This window comes from Micrococcus sp. Alg238-R198, from assembly GCF_900537135.1.
Classification (GTDB): Bacteria; Actinomycetota; Actinomycetes; order Actinomycetales; family Micrococcaceae; genus Micrococcus; species Micrococcus luteus.
Genome location: NZ_UNRH01000011.1, coordinates 24,465 through 50,426, shown reverse-complemented (window position 1 = coordinate 50,426; position 25,962 = coordinate 24,465). Strand labels below are relative to the sequence as shown.

General features: G+C 71.4%; 20 protein-coding genes. 8 read left to right on the top strand and 12 right to left on the bottom strand.

The annotated features are described in order from the left end of the window. Positions 1-88 precede the first annotated feature (88 nt). The 7 genes from G6R13_RS10090 to dnaA form a co-directional block, all read right to left on the bottom strand. On the bottom strand, positions 89-589 hold the full coding sequence (locus G6R13_RS10090; protein WP_163721611.1) for a DUF3566 domain-containing protein: 501 nt from the start codon (positions 587-589) through the stop codon (positions 89-91). Then, complete coding sequence (gyrA, locus tag G6R13_RS10085) at positions 586-3,282, bottom strand: DNA gyrase subunit A (RefSeq protein WP_163721609.1); 2,697 nt, start codon at positions 3,280-3,282, stop codon at positions 586-588. The genes G6R13_RS10090 and gyrA overlap by 4 nt, the downstream gene beginning before the upstream one ends. Positions 3,283-3,350: 68 nt before the next feature. Next, the gene (gene gyrB, locus G6R13_RS10080; protein ID WP_095353490.1) at positions 3,351-5,513 is read right to left on the bottom strand and encodes a DNA topoisomerase (ATP-hydrolyzing) subunit B; all 2,163 of its coding nucleotides are present in this window, start codon (positions 5,511-5,513) and stop codon (positions 3,351-3,353) included. A gap of 358 nt (positions 5,514-5,871) precedes the next feature. Next, positions 5,872-6,435 (bottom strand): DciA family protein, encoded by a 564-nt coding sequence (locus tag G6R13_RS10075; protein WP_010079771.1) that lies wholly within the window; start codon positions 6,433-6,435, stop codon positions 5,872-5,874. Then, complete coding sequence (recF, locus tag G6R13_RS10070) at positions 6,428-7,642, bottom strand: DNA replication/repair protein RecF (protein WP_073117166.1); 1,215 nt, start codon at positions 7,640-7,642, stop codon at positions 6,428-6,430. The genes G6R13_RS10075 and recF overlap by 8 nt, the downstream gene beginning before the upstream one ends. Before the next feature lie 21 nt (positions 7,643-7,663). Beyond that, positions 7,664-8,779 (bottom strand): DNA polymerase III subunit beta, encoded by a 1,116-nt coding sequence (gene dnaN / locus G6R13_RS10065; protein ID WP_002856446.1) that lies wholly within the window; start codon positions 8,777-8,779, stop codon positions 7,664-7,666. A 751-nt stretch (positions 8,780-9,530) separates the two neighbouring features. After that, the gene (dnaA, locus tag G6R13_RS10060; RefSeq protein ID WP_095353492.1) at positions 9,531-11,078 is read right to left on the bottom strand and encodes a chromosomal replication initiator protein DnaA; all 1,548 of its coding nucleotides are present in this window, start codon (positions 11,076-11,078) and stop codon (positions 9,531-9,533) included. 342 nt (positions 11,079-11,420) lie between these two features. Between dnaA and rpmH the strand changes: the two genes are divergently transcribed. The 8 genes from rpmH (at position 11,421) to G6R13_RS10020 (ending at position 19,567) form a co-directional block, all read left to right on the top strand. Beyond that, positions 11,421-11,558: a 50S ribosomal protein L34 gene (gene rpmH, locus G6R13_RS10055; protein ID WP_002856443.1), complete on the top strand. Its 138-nt coding sequence runs from the start codon at positions 11,421-11,423 to the stop codon at positions 11,556-11,558. A 28-nt stretch (positions 11,559-11,586) separates the two neighbouring features. Then, a complete protein-coding gene (rnpA, locus tag G6R13_RS10050) occupies positions 11,587-11,985 on the top strand; it encodes a ribonuclease P protein component (RefSeq protein ID WP_002856442.1) in 399 nt (132 codons plus the stop codon). Continuing rightward, positions 11,986-12,354 carry a membrane protein insertion efficiency factor YidD gene (yidD, locus tag G6R13_RS10045; protein ID WP_002856440.1) on the top strand — a complete coding sequence of 123 codons (369 nt, stop codon included), beginning with the start codon at positions 11,986-11,988 and terminating at the stop codon, positions 12,352-12,354. 5 nt (positions 12,355-12,359) lie between these two features. Further along, positions 12,360-13,358, top strand: coding sequence for a membrane protein insertase YidC (gene yidC, locus G6R13_RS10040; RefSeq protein ID WP_119217656.1), 999 nt, complete (start codon positions 12,360-12,362; stop codon positions 13,356-13,358). 2 nt (positions 13,359-13,360) lie between these two features. Continuing rightward, positions 13,361-13,945, top strand: a complete 585-nt coding sequence (locus G6R13_RS10035; protein WP_049145024.1) for a R3H domain-containing nucleic acid-binding protein — start codon at positions 13,361-13,363, stop codon at positions 13,943-13,945. Continuing rightward, the gene (rsmG, locus tag G6R13_RS10030; RefSeq protein ID WP_095353493.1) at positions 13,938-14,663 is read left to right on the top strand and encodes a 16S rRNA (guanine(527)-N(7))-methyltransferase RsmG; all 726 of its coding nucleotides are present in this window, start codon (positions 13,938-13,940) and stop codon (positions 14,661-14,663) included. Before G6R13_RS10035 ends, rsmG begins: the two co-directional genes overlap by 8 nt. Before the next feature lie 74 nt (positions 14,664-14,737). Continuing rightward, a complete protein-coding gene (locus G6R13_RS10025) occupies positions 14,738-15,682 on the top strand; it encodes a ParA family protein (RefSeq protein ID WP_036384450.1) in 945 nt (314 codons plus the stop codon). Between the two features lie 2,511 nt (positions 15,683-18,193). Further along, positions 18,194-19,567: a ParB/RepB/Spo0J family partition protein gene (locus G6R13_RS10020; RefSeq protein ID WP_081097781.1), complete on the top strand. Its 1,374-nt coding sequence runs from the start codon at positions 18,194-18,196 to the stop codon at positions 19,565-19,567. 117 nt (positions 19,568-19,684) lie between these two features. Here G6R13_RS10020 and trxA read toward each other — a convergent pair whose 3' ends face one another. The 5 genes from trxA to G6R13_RS09995 form a co-directional block, all read right to left on the bottom strand. Then, positions 19,685-20,074: a thioredoxin gene (gene trxA / locus G6R13_RS10015; protein ID WP_002857810.1), complete on the bottom strand. Its 390-nt coding sequence runs from the start codon at positions 20,072-20,074 to the stop codon at positions 19,685-19,687. Between the two features lie 31 nt (positions 20,075-20,105). Beyond that, positions 20,106-21,107: a thioredoxin-disulfide reductase gene (trxB, locus tag G6R13_RS10010; protein ID WP_002857809.1), complete on the bottom strand. Its 1,002-nt coding sequence runs from the start codon at positions 21,105-21,107 to the stop codon at positions 20,106-20,108. Positions 21,108-21,255: 148 nt separating this feature from the next. After that, positions 21,256-23,379: a hypothetical protein gene (locus G6R13_RS10005; protein WP_163721607.1), complete on the bottom strand. Its 2,124-nt coding sequence runs from the start codon at positions 23,377-23,379 to the stop codon at positions 21,256-21,258. Between the two features lie 65 nt (positions 23,380-23,444). Then, a complete protein-coding gene (locus G6R13_RS10000; protein WP_163721605.1) occupies positions 23,445-25,298 on the bottom strand; it encodes a lipid II flippase MurJ in 1,854 nt (617 codons plus the stop codon). 46 nt (positions 25,299-25,344) lie between these two features. Continuing rightward, complete coding sequence (locus G6R13_RS09995; RefSeq protein ID WP_073117174.1) at positions 25,345-25,956, bottom strand: NUDIX hydrolase; 612 nt, start codon at positions 25,954-25,956, stop codon at positions 25,345-25,347. Positions 25,957-25,962: the final 6 nt, after the last annotated feature.

Below are 25,962 nucleotides of genomic sequence, written 5' to 3'. Positions count from 1 at the left end.
ACGGCTGACGCCGTTCACAACAGGAGATGACTGTACAGGAACGCCGACGCCCCGCGCAAATCCGCGCGGGGCGTCGTCGAGGGTCTGCTCAGTCGTCCGTCAGCGTGACGCCGAGGCCGCCCACGAGGCTCGCGCAGAGGTTGTAGAGCAGCGCGGCCACGGTGGCCAGGGCGGTCAGCAGGATGACGTTGACCACGGCCAGCACGGTGACCAGCGAGGTCACGGTGCTCAGCGGGGCCAGGGACGCCACGGTGTAGCGCCCGGCCTCGGAGCCGAGCACGGTGCCGATCACGTCGTTGACCCTGTCGAAGATCCCGAGGACGTCGGACAGCGAGTACAGCGCCACCGCCGCCACCACCGTGAGGATGCCCAGCGCCACCGAGAGCAGGAACGCCAGCTTCAGCACGGACCACGGGTCCACCCGGGTCAGGACCAGGCGGGCGCGGCGCACCTTGGCCTTCGGGACGGCGCGGACCAGGTCCTCCTGCGAGGACCCGCTGGCCTTGCGCACCGGGCGGCCGGACCGCGGCTCGGCGGCCTTCCCGGTGCTCCGCCCCTGGCCGGGACGCGACGACGCGGACGTGCTCACTGCTCTCCTCCGTCTGCACCCTCACCGGCGTCCTGCGTCAGGGCGTCCTCCGGTGCGGCTACGGGGTCGGTCGGGTCGATGTCTGCGTCCAAGGGTACATCCGGCCCCGCCTCGGCCTCGGCGTCCGCCTTCGCCTCCATCTCCTGCTCATTGTTCAGGGTGACGGCGACGATCCGGTCCCGCTTGTCCGGCTTGGCGAAGATCACGCCCATCGTGTCGCGGCCCTTGGCCGGCACGCCGGCGACGGCGGAGCGCACCACCTTGCCCGAGGCCATCACCACGAGGACCTCCTGGTCCTCGCGCACCACGAGACCGCCGGCGAGCTCGCCGCGGTCGTCCACGAGCTTGGCGACCTTGATGCCGAGGCCGCCGCGGTTCTGCAGGCGGTACTCGTCCACGTGGGTGCGCTTGGCGAAGCCGCCGTCCGTGACGGTGAAGACGTAGCCGTCCTCCTCCACCACGTCCATCGTCAGCAGGGAGTCGTCGTCGCGGAACTTCATGCCGGTCACGCCCGAGGTCGCACGGCCCATGGGACGCAGCGCCTCGTCCGTGGCGGTGAACCGCAGGGACTGGCCCTTGTGCGAGATCAGGATGAGGTCGTCGTCGGGTGAGACCACGCGGGCCGAGACCAGCTCGTCCCCCTCGCGCAGCTTGATCGCGATCAGGCCGGCGGTGCGGTTCGTGTCGTAGTCCAGCAGCGGCGTCTTCTTCACGAGGCCGCCGCGCGTGGCGAGCACGAGGTACGGGGCCCGGCCGTAGTCCACGAGCGGCTGGATCTGGGCGATCCGCTCGTCCGGCTGGAACGCGAGCAGGTTGGCCACGTGCTGGCCCTTCGCGTCGCGGCCGGCCTCGAGCAGCTCGTACGTCTTGATGCGGTACACGCGGCCGAAGTTCGTGAAGAACAGCAGCCAGTGGTGCGTGGACACGGTGAGGAAGTGCTCGACGACGTCGTCGCCGCGCAGCGTCGCCCCGCGCACGCCCTTGCCGCCGCGCGCCTGGGACCGGTACTGGTCGATCCGGGTGCGCTTGACGTAGCCGCCGCGGGTGATGGAGACGACCATCTCCTCCTCGGGGATCAGGTCCTCGATGGACATGTCGCCGTCGAAGCCGGCCATGATCTCGGTGCGGCGGTCGTCGCCGTGCTTGGCCACGATCTCGGCGAGCTCCTCGGAGATGACCTCGCGCTGACGCTGCGGGGACTCCAGGATCCGGTTGTACTCGGCGATCTTCGCCATGAGGTCGTCGTACTCGTCCTGGATCTTCTGGGACTCCAGGGCGGCGAGCTGGCGCAGCTGCATCTGCAGGATGGCCTGGGCCTGGACGTCGTCGATGTCCAGGAGCTCCTTGAGGGCCTCGCGGGCCACGTCCGCCGAGGCCGAGCGGCGGATGGTCGCGATGACCTCGTCCAGCATGTCCAGGGCCTTGAGCAGGCCGCGCAGGATGTGCGCGCGCTCCTCGGCCTTGCGCTTGCGGAACGCGGTGCGGCGCACGATCACGTCGATCTGGTGCTTCACCCAGTGGTGCACGAAGCCGTCCAGGGACAGGGTGCGCGGCACGCCGTCCACGAGCGCGAGCATGTTGGCCGAGAAGTTCGACTGCAGCTCGGTGTGCTTGTAGAGGTTGTTCAGCACCACCTTGGCGACGGCGTCGCGCTTGAGCACGATCACCAGGCGCTGGCCGGTGCGGCCGGAGGTCTCGTCGCGCATGTCCGCGATGCCGTTGATCTTACCGTCCCGCACCATCTCCGCGATCTTCGCGGCGAGGTTGTCCGGGTTGGTCATGTAGGGCAGCTCGGTGACCACGAGGCACGTGCGGCCCTGGATCTCCTCCACGTTGACCACGGCGCGCATGGTGATGGGGCCGCGGCCGGTCCGGTAGACCTCCTCGATGCCCTTGCGGCCCAGGATCTGGGCGCCCGTGGGGAAGTCGGGGCCGTGCACGCGGGCCAGGAGCGCCTCGAGCAGCTCCTCGCGGGTGGCCTCGGGGTGCTCGAGGTACCACTGCACGCCCGCGGCCACCTCGCGCATGTTGTGCGGCGGGATGTTCGTGGCCATGCCGACGGCGATGCCCGAGGAGCCGTTGACCAGCAGGTTCGGATACCGGGCGGGCAGGACGACGGGCTCCTGCTGCTTGCCGTCGTAGTTGTCCTGCATGTCGACGGTGTCCTCGTCGATGTCCCGGACCATCTCCATGGCCAGCGGGGCCATCTTGGTCTCGGTGTAGCGCTGGGCGGCCGCGCCGTCGTTGCCCGGGGAGCCGAAGTTGCCCTGGCCGAGCGCCAGCGGGTAGCGCTGGACCCAGTCCTGGATGAGGCGCACGAGGGCGTCGTAGATCGCGGTGTCGCCGTGCGGGTGGTAGTTGCCCATCACGTCGCCCACCACGCGGGCGGACTTGTTGAACGCACGGTCCGGGCGGTAGCCGCCGTCGTACATCGCGTAGAGCACGCGACGGTGCACGGGCTTGAGGCCGTCGCGCACGTCCGGCAGCGCGCGGCCGACGATCACGGCCATCGCGTAGTCCAGGTACGAGCGCTTCATCTCCGACTCGAGGTCGACGGGCTCGACCTTGTCGGCGGCGCCCTCGGGGAGCACGTAGTGCTCCACCTCGATGTCCAGGCCGGTCTGCGGGGGCTGCGGGGTCGGGGCGCCCTCGACGGGCTCGTCCGGGGTCTGGGGGGTGGTCTCGTCGCTCACGCGGGTCCTCTCGTGCTCCCCGCGACGGCGGGGAGGATGGTCGGCTCAGGCAGGTCTGCGGGTCCGGCTCAGACGTCCAGGAAGCGGATATCCTTGGCGTTCTGCTGGATGAAGGTGCGGCGGGACTCCACGTCCTCGCCCATGAGCATGGAGAAGACGGCGTCCGCGGCGGCGGCGTCCTCCATGGTCACCTGCAGCAGGGTGCGGTGCTCCGGGTCCATGGTGGTGTCCCACAGCTCCTGGTAGTTCATCTCGCCCAGGCCCTTGTAGCGCTGCACCCCGTTGTCCTTGGGGTAGCGCCAGCCCTTGGCAAGGCCGGCCTCGACGGCGGCGTCGCGCTCCTCGTCCGAGAACACGTAGTCGTGCGGGGCGTTGGACCACTTGATGCGGTACAGCGGCGGCTGCGCGAGGAACACGTGGCCGGCCTCGATGAGCGGGCGCATGTACCGGAACAGGACGGTCAGCAGCAGCGTGGTGATGTGCTGGCCGTCCACGTCCGCATCCGCCATGAGCACGATCTTGTGGTACCGCAGCTTGGAGATGTCGAACTCCTCGCCGATGTTGGTGCCGAACGCCGTGATCATCGACTGGATCTCGGCGTTGCCGAGGGCCTTGTCCAGGCGGGCGCGCTCCACGTTCAGGATCTTGCCGCGCAGCGGCAGGATGGCCTGCGTCTCCGGGTTGCGGCCCTGCTTGGCCGAGCCGCCGGCGGAGTCGCCCTCCACGATGTACACCTCGCAGCGCTCGGGGTCCTTCGAGGAGCAGTCGGCCAGCTTGCCGGGCATGCCGAAGGACTCCAGCGGGGACTTGCGGCGCGCGTTGTCCCGGGCCTTGCGGGCGGCCAGGCGGGCGTGCGAGGCCATGATGGCCTTGCGGATGATCTCCTTGGCCGGGCCCGGATTGCGCTCGAACCAGTCGCCGAGGTGGTCCGTGACCGCCTTGGACACGAACCCGCGGGCCTCGGAGTTGCCGAGCTTGGTCTTGGTCTGGCCCTCGAACTGCGGCTCGGAGAGCTTCACGGAGATCACGGCGGTCAGGCCCTCGCGGATGTCCTCGCCCGTGAGGTTGTCCTCCTTGGGCTTGAGGATCTCCTTCTCCCGCGCGTAGCGGTTGACCAGGGAGGTCAGCGCGGCGCGGAAGCCCTCCTCGTGGGTGCCGCCCTCGTGGGTGTTGATCGTGTTCGCGTAGGTGTGCACGGACTCCGAGTAGGCGGAGGTCCACTGCATGGCCACCTCGACGGCCATGGAGCGGCCGTCCGAGACGTCCTCGGCCTCGAAGGCGATGACGTCGTCGTGGACGTACTCGACCTTCTTGGCGGAGTTGAGGTGCTGGACGTAGTCGAGCAGGCCGTTCTCGTACAGGTAGGTGACGGAGCGGCGCTGGGGCTCCTGCTCCGCCTCCTCCGCCAGGCCGTTCTCCGCGACGTCCTCACCGGCGGCGCCCTCGCCCGCGATCTCGTCGTCGACGACCTCGTTGGACTCCTGGACGCGCTCGTCCGTGAGGGTGATGCGCAGGCCCCTGTTGAGGAAGGCCATCTGCTGGAAGCGGGCACGCAGGGTCTCGTAGTCGAACTCGATCGAGTCGAAGATCTCCGCGTCCGGGTAGAACGTCTGCACGGTGCCGGTGGCGTCCGTGGCCTCCCCCTTGACCAGCTCACCCTGGGGCACGCCGCCGTCCGCGAAGGACATGCGCCACACGTGCCCCTGACGGCGGACCTCGGTGTCCACGCGGCGCGAGAGCGCGTTGACCACGGAGATGCCCACGCCGTGCAGGCCGCCCGAGACGGCGTAGCCGCCGCCGCCGAACTTGCCGCCGGCGTGCAGGATCGTCATGACGACCTCGACGGTCGGCCTCCCCTCGGTGGGGTGCAGGTCCACGGGGATGCCGCGGCCGTCGTCCGCCACGCGCACGCCGCCGTCGGCCTGCAGCGTGACGTCGATGCCGGTGGCGTAGCCGGCCAGCGCCTCGTCCACGGAGTTGTCCACGACCTCGTACACGAGGTGATGCAGGCCCCGCGGGCCGGTGGAGCCGATGTACATGCCGGGGCGCTTGCGGACGGCCTCGAGGCCCTCGAGCACGGTGATGGCGCTGGCGCCGTACTCACCGGGCACCTTCCGGTCCTTCACCGGGGCCTCGGGCTGCCCGACGGCGTCCGGCACGGCCTCCGGGTTCGGCGCGGCCGACGCGGCGGTCGGCTCCTCCGCGGGGTTCTCGGGCATGGCGTCAACCACGGGTGGCTCACTTCCTCGGACGTCGGCGACAGGGTCGACCCGCGCGCAGGCGCGCGACGCCGCCCGGACAGGACCGGCACGCGACACGCTCCCGCAGATCCACGGGGGCGGGGGACGGACGACGGCCGGCCCCCTTTCACTGGTTCCAGTGTACCGCCTGACACCCCGAGGGCCCGCATCGACGGGGGTCCGCCGCGGGAGAACACCCGCTCAGCGGCCAGGGACACGGCTCAGGACGTGCGCAGGAGACCGCCCATGCCTCCCGGGCCGTCACCGACCCTGTGAGCGCGCCAGAGCGGCACCCATGGCCTCGCCGCGTCCGGGACGCCGTCGTGCGCCGCGGGGGGCGGCCCCGGACTCAGCCGTAGGTGTCGCGTGGCCCGCGGCCGCCGCGCACGGTGCGCGGCCCCTTGCGCCAGCTCGGGGCCTGCGGCCCCGCCACCTCGATGCGGGTCACGACGCCGGGCCCGAGCGCCTCGTCGAAGCGCTGCAGGAGCACGGGGCTCATCAGGCGCAGCTGCGTGGCCCACGCGGTGGAGCTCGTCCGGACCCGCACCACGGAGTCCTCGAAGCTCTCCGGGCGGCAGTGCAGCGCGATCTCCGGCCCCACCAGCTCGGCCCAGCGAGTGAGCACGGAGCCGACCGCCACGGGGGTGGACCAGCCGCGGTCGCGGATGAGCCGGCCGAACACGGTGGACACCGTGGCCGGGTCCCGGTCCGCACCCCCGAACGGGCGTCGACGGTCCTGCCGCTCCCGGCCGGCCGACGTCGTGCCCGCCATGGCCCCGGCCAGGCCCGCGCCCGTCCCCCGCGCCCGCAGCGGCGCCTCGCCCCGCTCCCGGGCGGCCTCGCGGACCCGGCGCAGCTGCACGAGCGCCAGGTCCGGCCGGTCCGGCTCGAACGGGGCGGGGGTCTCAGCCATCGGCGCCGCCCTCGCGCCGGGGCTCACGGATGTCCCCCTCCACGGGGGCCGCGGCGGCCACGGCCTCGGAGCCCTCTGCGTCCTGGCGGATGAGCACGCGGTGGGCCGTGAGCTCCTCGGGGACGTCCTCGAGCGCGGCGGCCGTGACGATCACCTGCTCGGCCCGGTGGACGAGCGCGGCGAGGCGGCGGCGACGGGCGGCGTCGAGCTCCGCGAACACGTCGTCCAGGATCAGGACGGGGCGGGCGTCGGGGTCCGGGTCGTCGGCCACGAGCACGTCGTAGGCCGCCATGCGCAGGGCGAGCGCCAGCGACCACGTCTCCCCGTGGGAGGCGTAGCCGCGCGCGGGCGCCGGGCCCAGGAAGAGGGCGAGCTCGTCCCGGTGCGGGCCCACCAGGGTGAGCGCCCGCGCCCGCTCCTCCTCCCGTTGGGCCTCGAGCGTCCGGTGCATGTCCGCGGCCAGGTCCGCCACGGCCGGGACCTCCGCGTGGGTGCCGCGGGCCAGCGGGACGGTGGACTCGTAGGCGTAGGCCGCGGCCTTGGAGCCGTTGGTCAGCGCCGCGTACATCTCCTGGAGGGGGCGGGCCAGCAGGCGCAGCACGTGCAGGCGGCCGTGGAGCAGGCGGGCGCCGGCGGCGCAGAGGTGCTCGTCCCAGACGGCGAGGGTCGCGTCCTCCTCGGGGCCCCAGCGGCGAGAGCCGCGGCTCGACTTGAGCAGGGCGTTGCGCTGGCGCAGCACGCGTTCGTAGTCGGCGGCGGCCTCACCGAGGGCCGGACGCAGCTGCACCATGAGCTGGTCGAGGAGACGACGACGGCCACCGGGCTCCCCCGTCACGAGGCTCAGGTCCTCCGGGGCGAAGACCACGGTGCGCAGGATCCCGAGGCCCTCCTTCGCCCGCACGGGGGCGCCGCGGTTGATGGCCACCCGGTTGGACCGGCCCGGCAGGATCTCCAGCTCGAGGGCGACGGTGCGGGACCCGCGGTGCACGCGCCCGGCGATCCGGGCCCGGTCCCGGCCGAAGCGCACGAGCTGCGCGTCCGAGCTGACCCGGTGGGACTGCTGGGCGCCGAGGTAGCCGATCGCCTCCACGAGGTTGGTCTTGCCCACCCCGTTGGCCCCGAGCAGCACCGTGGACCCCGGCGTCAGCTCCAGGTCGGCCCAGCGGTAGGACCGGAAGTCCGCGACGGTGAGGTGGGACAGGTACACGGGAGCGTCCAGCCCCCTGCGTCAGGCGATGCGCACCGGCATCACGAGGTAGCGGTAGTCGGAGACGACGCCGTCCTCCTGGTTCACGCCGGTGAGCAGGGCGGGCTTGGGCGCGGACGTGAACGCGAAGCGCACCTGCGGCTGGTCCACCACGGCCAGGCCCTCGGAGAGGTAGGACGGGTTGAACGCCACGGTGATGTCCTCGCCCTCGAGCGTGCACGGCACGGACTCGTTGGCGCTCGCGTCGTCGCCGGTGCCGGCGTCCAGGGTGACCTGGCCGTCCGTGAACACCATGCGCAGGGCGGTGTTGCGCTCGGCGACGAGGGCCACGCGGCGGGACGCCTCGACCAGGGCGGCGGTGTCCACCACGGCCTGGATGGGGCTGGACTCGGGGAAGAGCGAGCGGATCTTGGGGTACTCGCCGTCCACGAGCACGGAGGTGGTGCGACGGCCGCCGGAGGCGAAGCCCACGAGGTCGGCGGTCTGACCGAGCAGGATCTCCAGGTCGCCGCCGGAGCCGAGGGACTTGGCGACCTCGGTGAGCGTGCGCGCCTTGATGAGCAGCGACGTCGAGAGGGACGGGTCCGCCGGGGTCCAGCGGATCTCCTTCATGGCCAGCCGGTAGCGGTCCGTGGCCAGGAAGGTCATGGTGTCGCCCTCGATCTCCACCTTCACGGCGGTGAGGATCGGCAGGGTGTCGTCCTTGGAGGCGGCGACGGTGACCTGGGCGACGGCGTGGGCGAACGCGGCGCCGTCCACGGTGCCCGCGGGGGCCGGCAGCTCGGGCAGGGCCGGGTAGTCGCCCACGGGCATCGTGGCCAGGGCGAAGCGGGAGGAGCGGCAGGTGACGAGCACCTTGCCGCCGTCGAGCTCCACCGTGACCTGGGCCTGCGGCAGGGAGCGGACGATGTCGTTCAGCAGGCGGCCGGAGACGAGCACCTGGCCCGCGGTCTCGACGTCGGCCTCGATCTCCAGGCGCGCGGAGGTCTCGTAGTCGAAGCTCGCGATGGACACGACGCCGGCCTCGGCCGTGATCAGCAGGCCCGAGAGCACCGGCACCGGCGGGCGCGGGGACAGGGAGCGTGCGGCCCAGGAGACGGCGTCGGTGAGGATGTCGCGTTCGACGGTGAACTTCACGAGCTGCACTGCCTCTCTGGGGGTGATGACGGGGGTTGCGGGCCCGGGGGGAACGGCGACACGCGGGCCTCAGCATAGGCGGTCCGCGCGGTGGGTGTCAGGTCGCCCACGAATGACAGTGGTGTGATTCCACGGATTCCGAGCGCACGGGCGCAGCCCGGGCCCTCGAGGCGCTCAGCTCGGTGCGGGGCGGCGGAGATGATGTTGCTTGGCGGGATCTCTCCAGAGGGATCAGAAGGAGTGGTAGCGGGTGTGGATCCTGTGGAGAACGCGGTTCTGCCGCGCCGACATGCGGATCCGGTTGGGGGAACCGTGTGGACGCCCGCTCGTTCGGGGTGTGCATCCGATGTGGACGAGACTCGGAGGCCCTCCCCCCGCTCTGCACAGGCCCGACCGGAGTTGTCCAGACTCATCCCCGGATCCACCCCCCAGTTGTCCACATTCCTGTCCACAGGGTGCGTCCACACCCGTCGAAATCCGCGAGATCATGCGGTTTTCGGCTGTGGAGATCTGTGGATACGTGTGGACCATCGAATGACACCCGTGTGATTCACCAGCCTGTGCACCGTCGTCGTCCCCAGGGGTGTGGACGCGGCGTGAGCGGCCTGATTCCGCCATCCACAGGGGCGGAGGTTGTCCACAGCGGCGGGGGTTCTCCACAGAGTTGTCCACACCGGTGGACAATGTGGAAGAAGACTCGAGTCCCGGTCGAAGGTTCGAACCGGGACTCGAGGGTGGGACGGCGGGTGGCTCAGGCGCCGCGCTGTTTCCGCTTGATCTCGTTGGTGAGCTCGGTGACCTGGTTGTAGATCGTCCGCCGCTCGGCCATCAGCTCGCGGATCTTGCGGTCCGCGTGGATGACGGTGGTGTGGTCGCGACCGCCCAGGACCTGGCCGATCTTGGGCAGGGACATCTCGGTCAGCTCGCGCAGCAGGTACATGGCGATCTGCCGCGCCGTCACCAGCGTGCGGGTGCGGGACTTGCTGGTCAGCTCCTCGAGGGTGAGATTGAAGTACTCCCCCGTGGCGTGCAGGATCAGCTCCGGCGTGATCTCGTGCGCCGTCTCGTCCGTGATCAGGTCCTTGAGCACATGCTCGGCCAGCTCGATGTCCACGGTCTGCCGGTTGAGCGAGGCGAACGCGGTCACGCGGATCAGCGCGCCCTCGAGCTCGCGGATGTTCGTGGAGATGCGCGAGGCGATGTACTCCAGCGCCTCCGGCGGGGCCACGAGCCCCTCGGCCTCCGCCTTCTTCCGGAGGATCGCGATGCGCGTCTCGAGGTCCGGCGGCTGGATGTCCGTGATCAGCCCCCACTCGAAGCGGGAGCGCAGCCGGTCCTCGAACCCGGAGAGCTGCTTGGGCGGCAGGTCCGAGGTGATGACCACCTGCTTGTTGTTGTTGTAGAGCGTGTTGAAGGTGTGGAAGAACTCCTCGACCGTCGCCTCCTTGTCCGCCAGGAACTGGATGTCGTCGATCAGCAGGATGTCCACGTTGCGGTAGACCTGCTTGAACGAGGCGCCCTCGTCGTGGCGGATGGAGTTGATGAAGTCGTTGGTGAACTCCTCCGAGTTCACGTACCGCACCCGCAGGCCCGGGTAGAGGCGGCGGGCGTAGTGCCCGATCGCGTGCAGCAGGTGCGTCTTGCCCAGGCCGGACTCGCCGTAGATGAACAGCGGGTTGTACGCCTTCGCCGGCGCCTCGGCCACCGCGTTCGCGGCGGCGTGCGCGAACCGGTTGGACGAGCCGATCACGAACGTCTCGAAGTGGTAGCGGTCGTTGAGGCGGCTGGTCTCCGCGGACGTCGACGGCGGCGCGGGGGTCGGCTTGCCGTTCCCGTTCGAGGCCGCGTTCGCGGCGGGCACGACGTCGGCCGGCGGCTCGATGCGGAAGCCCGGCAGCTCCTCGGCGACGGCGCGGCGGGAGGTGGCGGCGGTCGCGGCCGGGGGCAGCTCGACGTCCGGCGCCGCGGCGTCGGACGGCCCGCCGGCGAGGGAGGAGCGGCGGGCCTCGGAGGAGGGGGTCCGCGGCGGCTGCAGGTTCGCATCGATCGAGATGGCCAGCAGGATCTCCTCGCGGAACTCCTTGGTCAGGGCGTCCGTGAGGGCGTCGGCCACCTGGGTGCCCTGGAGGGTCTCGCGGGTGGTCTCGTTCGGCACGGCCAGCAGGAGCGTGTTGCCGATGAGGCCCTGCGGCTGGGCCAGGTAGACGAAGCCCATGAGGCGGGCGCTGACCCGCGCGTCGTCCTCGAGGGAGCCCACGACGGAGCGCCACGAGCTGAGCACGGCCTGGTCTGCCACCACGGAGGCTTCCTTTCCTGGGACAGACGTCCCCGAGGACGGGGGCGGCTGCGCGAGACGGACGACGGTGCTCGGAGTCTAACGGTTGTCCACAGGGTTGTGCACAGACGGTGGACAACCCCTATCATCCTGTGGACGACCGTCCCGGGCGCCCACGGGCGTCCGGGATCCGCGCGCACCCGTTTGACCCCTGCGTACCCCGGCCACTAGAGTTGTCTGGTCCCCCGGGTGTCGGTTGATCGTGCCCGCCGGGGATTTCATGTCAGAGCCTCACCGGTCCTTCCCCCTGGTCCACCTGCTCAGGTCGACGGTCGAAGGCACACAACACGTCGTGGAGAGATCACAGTGACCAAGCGCACGTTCCAGCCCAACAACCGCCGTCGTGCCCGCAAGCACGGCTTCCGTGCCCGCATGCGCACCCGCGCCGGCCGCGCCATCCTGTCCGCTCGCCGCGGCAAGAACCGCGCCGAGCTGTCCGCCTGAGGACCTCGGTCCAGGGACGGCGCGCCCCGTGCTGCCCCGTGACCGTCGCGTCCGCACGCCCGCGGAGTTCCGTCACCTCGGTCGCACCGGCACCCGCGCGGGTCGGCGCACCGTCGTGGTGAGCGTCGCCACGGACCCCGATCAGACCCGGTCCACGTCGCCGAGCGCCCCTCGGCCGCGGGCCGGGTTCGTCGTGTCCAAGGCCGTGGGGAACGCGGTGACCCGCAACCGGGTGAAGCGGCGGCTGCGCGCCGTCGTCGCGGATCAGATGCGTCTGCCCCCGCTGCGCGACCTGCCGGTTCTGGTGCAGGTCCGCGCGCTGCCGGCCGCCGCCGAGGCGGACTACGCGCTGCTGCGCCGCGAGACCGTCGGCGCGCTCGGCAAGGCCCTGAAGCCGCACCTGCCCGCCGCCTCGGAGCACGCGTAGATGACCGTCACGCCCTCGCCCTTCGTCGTGCTCGAGCCCTCCCGTGAGTGGGGGCCGCTGCGCGCGCTGCCGTCCGCCCTGCTGGCGGGCCTGCTCACGGTCTATCGGGCCGTGGTCTCCCCGCTGTACGGACCCGTGTGCCGGTTCTTCCCCAGCTGCTCCGCCTACGGGCTGGAGGCCGTGCACGTGCACGGCGCGGTGAAGGGGTCGTGGCTCGCCGCGCGGCGCATCGGCCGGTGCCATCCCTGGAACGACGGCGGCGTGGACCCGGTCCCGCCCGGGCACCGACGCTGGCCGCCGGGCCGGCAGCCGCGCATCCTCGCCCTGAACCACCCTCCCATCCCACCTGATCTCCCGCAGGAGGATTGACCCCCATGTTCGAAGCCATCCTCTCCCCGTTCCGCTGGCTGATGTCCTGGCTGCTCGGGGCGTTCCACAGCATCCTGGAGTTCGCGGGCCTGCCCGTGGACTCCGGCTGGACGTGGGCCCTGTCCATCCTCCTGCTGGTGGTGCTCATCCGCACCCTGCTGATCCCGCTGTTCGTCAAGCAGATCAAGGCGCAGCGCGCCATGCAGGCCATCCAGCCCGAGCTGCAGAAGCTGCAGGCCAAGTACAAGGGCAAGAAGGACCAGCTCTCCCGCCAGGCCATGGCCATGGAGCAGCAGGCGCTCATGAAGGAGCACAAGGCGAACCCGTTCGCCGCCTGCCTGCCGCTGCTGATCCAGATGCCGTTCTTCTTCGCGCTGTACCAGGTGCTGATCGGCGCCCGCGGCGCGGCCGAGCGCGGCGAGGCCATGGACGCCCTGTCCGCGGACCAGATCCGCTCCTTCGAGGGCTCCACGATCTTCGGCGCCCGCATGTCGGACACCTTCATGAACTCGCTCGGCGCGCCGGGCAGCACGCCCGTGATCGTCACGGCGATCGTGCTGATCCTGCTGATGTCGGGCTCGATGTTCTTCATGCAGAAGATGCTCATGACGAAGAACATGACGCAGCAGGCCCTCTCCGGCCCGATGATGCAGACGCAGCAGATCATGCTCTACGCCATGCCCCTGATCTTCGGCATCGGCGGCATCAACTTCCCCATCGGCGTGCTCCTGTACTGGACCTACTCCAACTTCTGGGCCGTCGGCCAGCAGTGGTGGATCATCCGCAACAACCCGACCCCGGGCTCCCTCGCCGAGAAGGAGCTCAACGAGCGCCGCGCCGCCAAGGGCCTGCCCCCCGTGGGCCAGAAGGTGTCGAACGCCGAGGCCACGCCCTCGTCCGCGCACACCCAGGCGGGCCGCGGCGGTGCCGTGCTGAACGGTGAGGTCGTCCGCCAGTCGGGTCAGCGCGTCCAGCCCCAGCGCAAGAACCGCAGGAGGAAGTGAGCATGTCCGCCGAGAACGTGACCCCGGCCCCCGAGGCCGAGGACGCCGTCGTCGAGACCCCCGCGGGCCAGGGCTCCCGCGTCGCGGAGCAGGACGATGCCGCCGTCTCGGAGGCGGTGCGCCGCCTCGAGGAGGAGGGCGACGTCGCCGCGGACTACGTCGAGGAGCTGCTCGACATCGCGGACCTGGACGGGGACATCGACATCGAGGTCCGCGACGGGCGCACGTACGTGTCCGTCGTCTCCGAGGACCACGACGAGCGCCTGGACGGCCTCGTCGGTCCCGACGGCCGCACCCTGGAGGCCCTGCAGGAGCTCGTCCGGCTGGCCGTGCTCGCCGCCACGGGGCACCGCTCCCGGCTGATCCTGGACGTCTGCGGGCACCGGGAGCGCCGCAACGTCGCCCTGCGCACCGCCGCCCAGGCGGCCGTCGAGCGCGTCCGCGCCGGCGAGGGTCCCGTGCACCTCGAGCCCATGGGCGCGTACGAGCGCAAGATCGTCCACGACGTCGTCGCGGACGCCGGCCTGACCTCCGAGTCGGAGGGCGAGGGCGCCCGCCGGCACGTGGTCATCTCCGCCGATGACTGAGCGGGGCTCGGCCTACGAGCGGCGCCCCGGGCTGGATCCGCGGGACCGGGGCGACCGTCCCGCACCCGTGGGACAGCCGGCACCGCCGCTGACCGATGCGCTGCGGCCGGCCGCCGTCGAGCTGTTCGGCGAGGCCCTCCCCCGGGCCGAGGCGTACGTGGCCCACCTGGCGGACACCGGCATCGAGTGGGGCCTGATCGGTCCGCGCGAGGCGCCCCGTCTCTGGGAGCGCCACGTCCTGAACTGCGCCGTGGTCGAGGAGCTCCTCCCGCAGGGTGCGCTCGTGGCCGACGTCGGCTCCGGTGCGGGCCTGCCCGGCCTGTGCCTCGCGCTCGCGCGCCCCGACTGCCAGTTCCTGCTCATCGAGCCGCTCGAGCGGCGCGTGGAGTGGCTGGACATGGTGGTCGCCGACCTCGGCCTGGAGAACGTGGACGTGATCCGCGGCCGCGCCGAGCAGGTCTCCGGGAACCTCGACGTCGACGTCGTGACCGCCCGCGCCGTGTCCGCGCTGAAGACCCTCGTGCCGCTGACCATGCCGATGCTGCAGGGCGCCGGGGAGCTGCTGGCCATCAAGGGCCGCTCCGCGGCCGACGAGATCGCCGCCGCCCGCAAGGTCCTGCGCAAGTATGGTGGTGCCGAGCCCGAGATCCTCACGGTGGGCGAGGGCCTGCTGCCCGAGACCACCACCGTCGTGCGCGTCAGCGCGCGTCCCCGCTGACCCCTCCCCCACCGGGACGGGACGGGCCGGGCGGCAGCAGATCCGCACACCCGCGACCCAGGAGGTAGAGCCGCATGGCGCAGGAGCAGGAGAGCCGGGGTGGGGCCTGGAGGGCCCTGCGCCAGAAGTGGACCGGCCGGACCGCCGAGAAGGGCGGCGCCGACGCCGAGGAGCCCGCGCGGCTCCAGCGGCGCCGTCTGACGCGCCCCGACCGCACCCGCGTGTTCACGACGTCCAACCAGAAGGGCGGCGTCGGCAAGACGACGACGACGGTCAACCTCGCCGCGGCCCTCGCCCGCGCGGGCATGCGGGTGATGGTGGTCGACATCGACCCGCAGGGCAATGCGTCCACCGCGCTGAACATCCCCCACACCGGAGACGTGGCCTCCGTGTACGACGTGCTCCTGGGCGAGATGGAGATCCAGGACGTCGTGCAGGACGCCCCGGACGTGGACGGCCTGCAGGTGGTGCCCGCGACGATCGACCTGGCCGGTGCCGAGATCGAGCTGGTCTCGCTGGTGGCCCGCGAACAGCGACTGTCTCGAGCGCTCGAGGCGTACACCGCCTGGCGCGAGGAGGACGGCCAGGAGCGGCTGGACTACGTGTTCATCGACTGCCCGCCGTCCCTGGGCCTGCTGACGGTCAACGCGTTCGTGGCGGCCGAGGAGGTGCTCATCCCGATCCAGGCCGAGTACTACGCCCTCGAGGGCCTCTCCCAGCTGCTCAAGAACGTGCAGATGATCCAGAAGCACCTGAATCCGCGCCTCCAGGTGAGCACCATCCTGCTGACGATGTTCGACGCGCGGACCAACCTCGCCGTGCAGGTGGCGGAGGAGGTCCGGACGCACTTCCCGGAGCAGCTGCTGAACACCGCGATCCCCCGCAACGTCCGCATCTCCGAGGCCCCCAGCTATCAGCAGACGGTGCTGACCTACGACCCGGCCTCGGCCGGCGCCGTGGCGTACCGGGAGGCGGCTGCAGAGATCGCCAGCCGCGGTGCCCCGGCCGTGAAGGGCTGACGCGCAGGCGACCCGCTGCTGCGGTCGCCGGATGGCGCTGCCGACGACGACGGAGCCCGCCGGAGGGAGCGATCCCCCGGCGGGCTTCGTCGTGAGTGAGTGCGGCCCGGGGGATGAGGGGTGAAAAGACAAGCGGAATCGCTGGGCATGGCGGACGGCCGTGTTTCACGTGAAACGGCCCTCTCTGAGGGTGCGCGCGTGGTGCCGCCGCGGCGGGACGATGGGGAGGGGTGCCCGTGGTCGACCGCTTCCGACAGACATGCCGCCCTCTCCTCCCCTGGGCCGAGCCCTCTGCCGCTCCGTCGTGGGCGGGGCGCATCTGTCGCCGGGCGTGGGGGTAGCAGGGGCGGCGACGCACGAAGTCACGGGGAGGACGGTTTTGCCCTGGAGCGGGACCGCGGCTGTGATGGCCGGCCGGCGGTGCACCGTGCGTTGAGGTGCGCCTCGGGAGCTGCGCGGTTCGTAGGGAACGTCCTGGCCGGCTGGTGCGGACGTGCAGGGCATGGCCCGTCCCTGCCCCTCAGGCGGGCTCGTGGCAGCCCCGAGAATGCAGCCGTCGAGCAGGCCGGGTGCCGTGGCTGGGTGCCCCCTCCCCCCACGTCAGACCTCCTCGCCGTCGGTGACGTGCAGGGAATCGGGGGCCAGAGCGGAGCTCGAGTCAGAGTGCCGTCGCGGGGGTGCGCGGCCGGTCTGTCAGTCAGCGTGTCCGAGAGGGCACGTGAGCGGCGAGGTGGTCTCCTGTGATTCGTCTGAGTTGGAGGGGCCGATTGGGGGCGCCTGAAGCTCAGTTCGGCTGTGCATTCCTGTGTGCGGAGAAAGAGAGCCTCCAGTGAGGAAGCGCGGTCGTGTGCCCCCAGTGTATACAGAGACAAGTGGTTGAGCTGGCCAACAAGCGTCTTGACGTGGTCACCAGCGAACGTCGATGTTGATATGTGGACAACATCTGTGGACAGTGTACGTCTAGGGTGTGCGGCCGTAGATGCCTCTGCGGTGCTGATGAGCCCTGCTCAGTCTCCTGTCGCGTCTGACGACTGGGCACGGGGACGGCGTGTGAATGGTGACTGCGGTGGAGGCCCCCCGGGAAGCCCGCGGCGGCTCCGTGCGGGATGGGGCGGGCCGTGTGGTTCTGTCTTGCAGCGACGTGGGAACCAGGGCGTCGAGTAATCGGCCGGTCGCCGGGGGTTTCACGTGAAACACGGTGGTTCCGCGCTCACCTAGCGTCGATCCCTGACCGCAGCTGTACGCGGATGGAGGCATTGAAGACCCAGTTTCCCCACGAGGCGGTCCTGAAACTTTGATGGGCGGCCTCAGCTGACAGGACGGATGGAGTCAGTGGGTGGGGTGGAGCGCCGGCCGCGTCACTGTACTGCCGCCCGTGACATCGGCGACCACATCGAGCAGTACTGTCAACGGCGGAAGTGGATGCTCGCTGCCCCGACATGCGACCCGCGACCCGGCGTTCCCTCCCAGCCGTTTCACGTGAAACTGAACGACCGGTGATCGGGGCTCACTAGATCGAGCCAGTACCATCAGCGACGCGGCAAGTCTGAACCTCTCAAGATATAGAGGACCCTGCGCACGCCGGCCTCGGGGTGCGACCCGCTGGTGGGCGAGCTTCCATGGATGAGCGCACGGTCGATTCTTCGAACGATACGTTTCACGTGAAACGAGCTTCGGGTGAAAGCGCCGTGCCGCGAGGTCACAATCCCAGGCGATCCAGGGAGCACACGATCCGTGCCGGGAGCGAGCTGACTGAGAATGGCGCAGGAATGTGGCACTGACTTGCGGGTGAGCGAGCACGTGGCCCACCCGAACTCATGTCGTACTTGGATGACAGACTCGTCCGTGTTTCACGTGAAACGCGGATGGTGAAGCAGCGTTCAATTCGTGAGCTGCGCGGGTGTGAGGAAGCACTGACGGCGAAGCGACGAGCAGGCCGAGCTCATCCGTTCGGCGATTCGAGTGTTCACATCACACCGAGGGGAAGTCGGACGAGTGCTTCGCTGCTGGTCCGCCATTGCGCGTCCGATGAAGCACATCATCATGCGGGTAGCCAGCGATCTGAGTACCGTCCGCACGGAGGGCTGATCGGCCCGGGAATACATGAAAAACAAACTGAACAACCGTGATTCTGATACCGCCCGCTCGTCGTCGCGGGCTCGCGTTTCATGTGAAACGAGTGAACCTCGAGAGGGAACATGAGGAGGTCTTGAGGATTGCAGCGGCACCCTTCCGAAGCGCCCCCACTCGGAGTGTTCCACGTGAAACACTCACGCTCGCGGCAGGTGCTGTCCGCGCGCCCGCATCCTGCCATCCGAGCCCAATGCGGACGTCTCACCCCAGAAGCGAGGCCCGAACCTCGCCGCGCCCCTTGCACGTGTCAGGCCCTCGCGCGCCCCCCGGCGGTCAGGGCCAGAGCTCCTTGAGAAGTGTCTTCCCGCCGCCCGGGACCATCGAGACCAGGCCGCTCACCTACACTGATCGCAGACCCACTCACTGCAGGAGGACCCGTTGAAGACGAGCCGTCGAGGAGGCCTGGGGCGAGGCCTCGGCGCCCTGATCCAGAGCACTGTAGAAGCCCCGGAAGAGAACGCGGAGGCCTCCTCCCCGAGGGACTCTGCGGTGCCGGTGAAGAGCGGCCCGAAGGCTGCCGCGGCAGCGGAGGCAACCACGACATCGACGCGGAGCACCGCGACGACCGAGACGCCAGGGGAGTCCAACGAGCCCGCCCCGTCGGCCTCGCAGCGGAAGACCGCGGGCCGAACGACACAGGCCGGGAAATCAACGGCTGCGACTGGCCGGAACGCCACGTCCGCCACGAAGGCAGGGCCCACCTCGTCGAAGCGTGCCTCGCGACCCGCGCAGCGTCCCGTCGACGTGTTCTTCTCCGCAGACTCCGAGGATGCACCCGCGGCGCGGCCGACCAAGGGGCGTCCGGCCATGCCGACGGTGAAGGCGCCCAGCAAGCGTGCCACCTCCGCGACGTCGTCGAGGAAGGAACCGGCGGACTCGACCGCGGACCCCGTCGCGACCGAGGGGACCGTGTCCGCGGACATCGCGGTCCTGCGGGAGATCCCGGTGGGGGACATCCACCCCAACCCGCGGCAGCCGCGTGAGGTGTTCGACGAGGACCACATGGCGGAACTGGTCACCTCGATCCGCGAGGTCGGCATCCTGCAGCCGATCGTCGTGCGCGAGGTGGACGGCCCCACCCCCTACGAGCTGATCATGGGCGAGCGCCGGTGGCGCGCCACCCAGAAGGCGGGTCTGGACACCATCCCGGCGATCGTCCGCCAGACCCCGGACCAGGACCTCCTGCGGGACGCCCTGCTGGAGAACCTGCACCGCTCCCAGCTGAACCCGCTCGAAGAGGCCGCCGCCTACCAGCAGCTCATGGAGGACTTCGCCTGCACGCAGGAGGAGCTCTCCCAGCGCATCGGCCGCTCCCGTCCGCAGATCTCCAACACGCTGCGGCTGCTCAAGCTGCCGCCCCTCGTGCAGCGTCGCGTGGCCGCCGGCACGCTCTCGGCCGGCCATGCGCGTGCGCTGCTCGGTCTCACGGACCCGTCGGACATGGAGCGTCTGGCGCAGCGGATCCAGTCGGAGGGCTTGTCCGTCCGGGCCACGGAGGAGGCTGTCGCGCAACTGCAGGGCGGGCTCCGGCCGGGCCGCACGCCGCGGCGCAGCACGGACGACGCCCGCCACGAGCGCCTGGACCACTACGCCACCGCGCTCACCAGCCGCCTGGACACCGCCGTAAAGATCACCCTCGGCGCGCGCAAGGGCCGCATCGCCATCGACTTCACCACCGTGGAGGACCTGAACCGCATCATGGACCTCATTCAGGACGGCGAGGACGGCAAGGGGAAGGGCAAGAAGTCCTGATCCGGACCTCCCGCGGACGGCGTCCACGGGCACCCGCCGCTTGTCCTGAAGATCGACGCGCGACGGCCCCGCCACCCTCTCGGGTGGCGGGGCCGTCGTGGTGAGTGGGGGAGGGGCTCAGCCGAGCAGGGCCGAGAACTCCTTCTCCAGCGCGGCCTTGGGCTTGGCGCCCACGGACTCGACGACCTTCTCGCCGTTCTGGAAGCCCACGACGAGCGGGATGGAGGTGACGCCGTAGCGCGCGGCGATGGCCGGGTTCTCGTCCACGTTGAGCTTGGCGATCACGGCCTTGCCCTCGTGCTCCACGGCCATGTCCTCCAGGACGGGCCCGAGCATGCGGCACGGGCCGCACCACTCGGCCCAGAAGTCCACGAGGACGGGCAGCTCGGACTGGAGGACCTTCTGGTCGAAGTCGGCGTCGGTGACGGTGATGGTGCTCATGGCAGCCTCCTGGGGGTTGTTCTGTGTCTGACGGGGGTGGACAGGGGTGTTATCGACATGACTCATGACGCTCGGTCAGGGGTGATGAGTCAGTGGCTCATGCCGGAACCGCGTCCGACTCCGGGCCGGCCGGCGCGGCCTCCTCCACGTCGGCCACGGTCGCGAGGTAGTGCTCCACGTCCTGGGCGGCCACGCAGCCCGAGCCGGCGGCGGTGATGGCCTGGCGGTAGGTGTGGTCCGTGACGTCGCCGGCGGCGAAGACGCCCGGCTGGGAGGTCCGCGAGGACGGATGGTCGATGCGGATCGTGCCGTGCTCCGTGAGCTCCACCTGGCCCTGCACCAGGTCCGTGCGCGGGTCCTGGCCGATGGCCACGAACAGGCCGGTCACGTCCAGCGTGGACGCCTCGCCGGTGCGGGTGTCCCGCAGGCGGAGGGTGTTGACCTTGTCGTCACCCGTCACCTCCGTGACCTCGGTGTTCCAGCGGAACTCGATCTTCTCGTTCTCCATGGCCCGGTGGGCCATCACCTTGGAGGCGCGCAGCTCGTCCTTGCGGACCAGCACGGTCACCTTGGACGCGAACTTCGTGAGGAACAGGGCCTCCTCCATGGCGGAGTCGCCGCCGCCCACGACCGCGATCTCCTGCTCGCGGAAGAAGAAGCCGTCGCACGTGGCGCACCAGCTGACGCCGTGGCCGGAGAGGCGCTCCTCGCCGGGAACGCCGAGCTTCCGGTAGGCGGAGCCGGTCGTGAGGATGACCGCGTGGGTGCGCAGCTGGGTGCCGTCGCCGAGCGTGAGCACCTTGGGGTTCGACGTCAGGTCGGCCTGCACGACGTCGTCGTAGACCACCTCCGTGTTGAACCGGCGGGCCTGGGCCTCGAGGTTCGCCATCAGCTCGGGCCCCTGCACACCCTCCGGGAAGCCCGGGAAGTTCTCCACCTCGGTGGTGTTCATCAGCTCGCCGCCCGCGGTCACCGCCCCGGCCACGAGGACGGGGGAGAGGTCGGCGCGGGCGGTGTAGATCGCCGCGGTGTATCCGGCGGGGCCGGATCCGACGATCACGACGTTGTGGACGCTCGGGTCCTGGGCGGTGGGGGCCACGGGTTCCTCCAGTGGATCGGGGTGGTGGGCGCTCCTCCAGGACAACGGCGGAGCCTCCGGCGGGTATTCCGCGGTGTCGGGGCCGCGGTGCGACGACGTCCGGCGACGGCGGCCGGAAGGTCCGGCGCGCCGTCGCCCGGGCGCGGGGTCAGCGGACGGCGATCTCGCCGAGGCGCAGGCCGAACGGGAGGTCCGACGTCGTGCCCTCCAGCTGGGGCAGCGAGGTGAGGCTGACGATCACGTACTCGGCCTCGGCCTCGGTGCCCTCGAACGGCACGGGGATGGAGACGGTGTCCTGGTCGAAGGTGCCGTTGCCGATCTCCTGGGCGTTCGCGCCCTCGGGGGAGTCGGCGATGTAGGCGAACCAGGCGCCACCGGTGGCCCCCGTGCTCTGCAGGGTCACCTCGTTCACCTCGGTGCGCTCCTCGAGCTGGACCACGAGGTTCATGCTCTCCACATAGCCGCCGAAGTTCGGCCGTGCGTAGGCGAAGGTGCGCCACACGGTGGTGGGGTCGCCGTCGATGAGGTTGCTCAGGTCCGCGTCGTGCTCGGCCTCGTGCTCCGGCAGGTCCGGCACCGAGCGCAGGGCCTGGACGGGCTGCGGGGCGGCCGCGGCGCTCTCGCTGGTCGGGGTGGGGGAGGGGCTGGTGCTCTCCGACGGCGACGGGGTGTCCGATGCGGACTCGGACGACCCGGACCCGGACGACGCGGCCGCGGCCTGCGGGGTCGGCCCGCCGCGCAGGTTCTGGGCCAGCAGCACCCCGCCCACGACGAGTGCGGCGAGCAGGCCGACCACGAGGACCAGAGCCAGCGGACCGCCGCCGCGCGTGCGGCCGTGGCCGTCGCCCGGGTCGGCCACCGTGGCGCCGTCACCACTCCCGGTGGTGGCCGGGGCGGCCAGGACATCCGGAGCCGCGGCGGCGGCCGTCGAACCGGCAGCCGCGGCACCCGCCGCCGTTGCGGCCCCGGCCGCGGCAGCCACCGGAGCGGCCGTGCCGCGCGACTCCTCACGGACGGTGGGCGCGGACTCGGCCACGATCGCTCGGCGGGGGACGGGGCGCTGGCGCCGCACCGGGATCGCCTCGGTGTCCGGGGCGACCGGCTCCGGCGCGTCGGTCTTCTCGGCCGCCACGGGCTCGACGGGCTCGGTGGGCGGCATGGCCCCGTCGGCATCGGCGTCGGTGGCCTGCGCGGCGGCGGCCCCCGCCGCGACAGCCGGGAGTGCGGCGGTGCCCGCCTGGGCCTCGCGCTTCTCAGCCTCGCGCTCCGCGGCCTCGCGTTCCTGGGCCGCGCGCTTCTCAGCCTCGCGCTCCGCGGCCTCCCGGGCGCGCTCCTCCTCGGCACGACGGCGGGCCTCGGCCCGGCGCTCGAGCTCGCGGCGCTCGGCCTCCTCCCGCTCCGCGGCCAGCCGGGCCTGCTCGGCCTCCCGCTCGCGCGCGGCCCGCTCCTCAGCCTCCTGCTCCGCCTGGCGACGGGCGCGCTCGGCCTCGGCGCGGCGCTCCTCCTCGGCACGCTCCTCCGCCTCCCGACGCTCGCGTTCTGCACGCTCGGCGGCCTCCTTGCGCTCCCGCTCGGCCCGCTCCGCGGCCTCCCGTTCGGCGCGTGCCTTCTCCTCGGCCTCCTTGCGCTCGCGTTCTGCACGCTCGGCGGCCTCCCGCTCCGCGCGCTCGCGCTCCTCCTGCTGCTTCCGGGTGGCGGCGTCCGCCGCGGCCAGGGCCGACGCCCCGGCGGCCGCCTTCGCCGCGGTGCCGTCGGAGGGACGGACCCGCTCGGCGAGGCGCTCGGAGAGGCGGTTCAGGAACCCGGGACGACGCTGGGCCTCGTCCTCGTCCGCGCGGAGCCGGCGGTCGAGGTCGGTGTAGTACGCCTCGTCGTCGTCGTAGGCGTGGGGGTCTCCGGTCCGCGACTCGCCGAACAGCTCGGAGCCGAGGCTGTCCGTCTGGAACGGCTCCACGTACAGCTCCTGCGGGTACGCCAGACCCAGCAGGACGTCCGGGTCGGGGTCCCCGCCGGCGATCAGGTACGTGCGGCCCTCGGACAGCCCCAGGTCGAGCACCTGCACGTCGTCGGTGCGCTCGCCCGTGGCCAGCTCCCGCGCGGACGAGGCCACCTGCGTGGCGTTCTCACGTGAGGCCACGAGCACGGTGACGCGGCGGTTGAGCACCTGGTCCGTGCCCAGGAACACCATGTCCTGGTCCGCGGACGTCACCACGTGCTGGGTGATGCGATAGCGGCCGCCCAGGACGGCGCCGACGGCGATGGGCTGGGGCACGGGCTCTTCTCCTGACGACGGGGTCGGAATCCGATGATACGTGGCGTGGCCGTCGCGGCCAGAGATCAGCCGACGCGCAGCAGACGACCCAGCGCCGGCACGCGGGCGACGAGCGGCCGGAGGGCGTCGTCCAGCTCGGGGAACCGCATGGCCCGCAGCACCATCAGGTACACCGGACCCATCGCCACGGCGGCCACCGCGCACGTGAGCAGCGCCGTCCCGATGGAGTTCCACGCGAACCCGCCGGTGTACCCGCCCAGCAGCCACACGACGACGACGCCCGCGGCCGCCGCGGCCAGCGCGGCCAGGCCGGTCTGGACGTGGGCACGCAGCACGGATGCGAGGCCGTAGTCCCCGAACCGGCGCACGGTGAGCACATGGGTCAGGACGAACTGGTACACGTACGAGACGGACGAGGCGACCGCGACCCACAGGGCCATGGACCACAGCGGCAGCAGCATCGCGCCCGCCCACGAGAGCAGCAGCATCAGGAGCGAGCCGCTGACCTGGACCACCATCGGCACCTTGGCGTCCTCGGCGGCGTAGAACACGCGCAGCAGGTAGAAGGAGCCCGAGCGGAACGGGATGGACAGCGCCAGCGCGAGCAGGACCGAGCCCACCGCGACGCCGGCCACCATCGCCGTCTCGGCCGTCGAGCCGAAGACGCGGCCCAGGGGGCCCGCCAGGACCACCACGCCGGCGAGGCAGAACATCAGCGGCACGGTGAACGCGCGCAGACCCTGCGCCGTCGTGCGCCGCACCGCGGACATGTCCTGGCGGCCCATGGCGCGGGCCAGCCGGTTGAAGAGCACGGTGGCCAGGGAGAGCACGAACACCGAATGGGGCAGCACGGCCATCAGCATCGCCATGTTGTACGCGGCCACACCGGGGATGGCCGCCTGCGCCATCTCGGCGCTCCAGGTCTCCGTGCCCGGGATGCGCAGCTCGCCGCGGTCGCGGGCCTCCGTGGCGGAGGTGACGTACCGCTGGCACAGCAGGAGCACCACGTTCGTGGCGACCATCGTGACCAGGGTGTACCCGGCGATCCGGCCGGTGTCCCGCAGGCCGATGCCCTTCCAGCCGAACCTCGGGCGCAGGCCCAGGCCGAGCCCGCGCAGCGGCAGGAAGAGGATCACGGCCTGCAGCACGACGCCCAGGGTGTGGCCGCCGGCCAGCACGACCGTCTGCGCGGTCGTCCACCCGGCGAGGTCGTCCCCGGCCCGGTACGCCCCGAACATGCCCAGATACAGCACGATCGCGCCGATCGCGACGACGTTGTTCAGCACCGGCGCCCACATGTAGGCGCCGAAGCGCCCGTTGGCGTTGAGCACCTGCCCCACCAGTGCGTACATGCCGTAGAAGAACACCTGGGGCAGGCACCACAGGGCGAACACGGTGGCCATCTCGAGCTTCTCCGGCGACCAGCCGCGGGTCAGGGCCGTCATGAGCGGGGCCGCCGCCAGCATGACCACCACCGTGCCGGCGAGCATCACGAGCGTGCCGAGCGTCATCAGGCGGGAGGTGTAGTCCGCGCCCCGGTCGGCGTCGCGGGCGTGCTTGATCAGCTGCGGCACCAGCACCACGTTGAACACGCCGCCCACCAGGAGCAGGTAGATCACGTTCGGCAGGGAGTTGGCGATCTCGAAGATGTCGGCCATGTCCGCGGACAGGCCGATCGCCACCGTCACCAGCGTCGCACGGACAAGGCCCAGCACGCGGGAGAGGAGCGTGCCGGAGGCCATGATCGCGGTGGACCGGCCGGCGCGGCGCTCACCCTCGGGGGTCTCGTCCGCGGGGTCCGCCGCGGGCGGGGCGGCCGGATCCGTGGCGGGGGCGGGGTCCGTCGTCGTCGGCTCCTCGTCGGCGACGCCGGCGTGGGCGGGGTCCTGCGCTCGGCGCGGGGCGGGTCTGCTGCTCAAGGGTCACCCAATCGTGGTCGGAAGGCCCCGTGCCGGGGGCGGCGGATCAGGGGCGGGAGCCCCGGGCACCGCCCGGGGGGAAGTGCTGATCGACCACCTGGCGGGCCAGGTCGACGATCCGGCGCTCGTTGGCGAAGGAGAGGCGGCGCGCGACGTCCTCGAGGCGCACCCACGCGACGTCCACGGCCTCGTGGTCCGGGTCGTTCTCCGTGGTCAGCTCGCCGCCCGTGGCGCGCAGCAGGAAGTGGTGCACGGTCTTGTGGACGCGGTGCCGGGCGACCGTGAACCAGTAGTCGATCGCGCCGAGCGGCTCGAGGATGTGGCCGGCGATCCCGGTCTCCTCCTCCACCTCGCGCACGGCCGCCTGCCGGTGGTCCTCCTCACCCTCGGGATGGCCCTTGGGCAGGCACCACTCGAGCCGGCCACCGCGGTTGTAGCGGGCGATCACGGCCACCTCGAGGCCGCCGTCGTGCTCGCGGACGATGACGCCGCCGGCGGAGACCTCCTCCACCGTGGGCAGGGAGGCGGCACCGGCGGAACGGGGTCCCGCGGGGGCCGGGGTGACGGGGCGCAGAGGCGGCTGCGGCCGGCGACGCCACGCCCCCAGCGCGGAGGGCAGGGGGGCGCCCCGGTGCGCGGAGGGATCGGGGCGGGTCATGCCGTC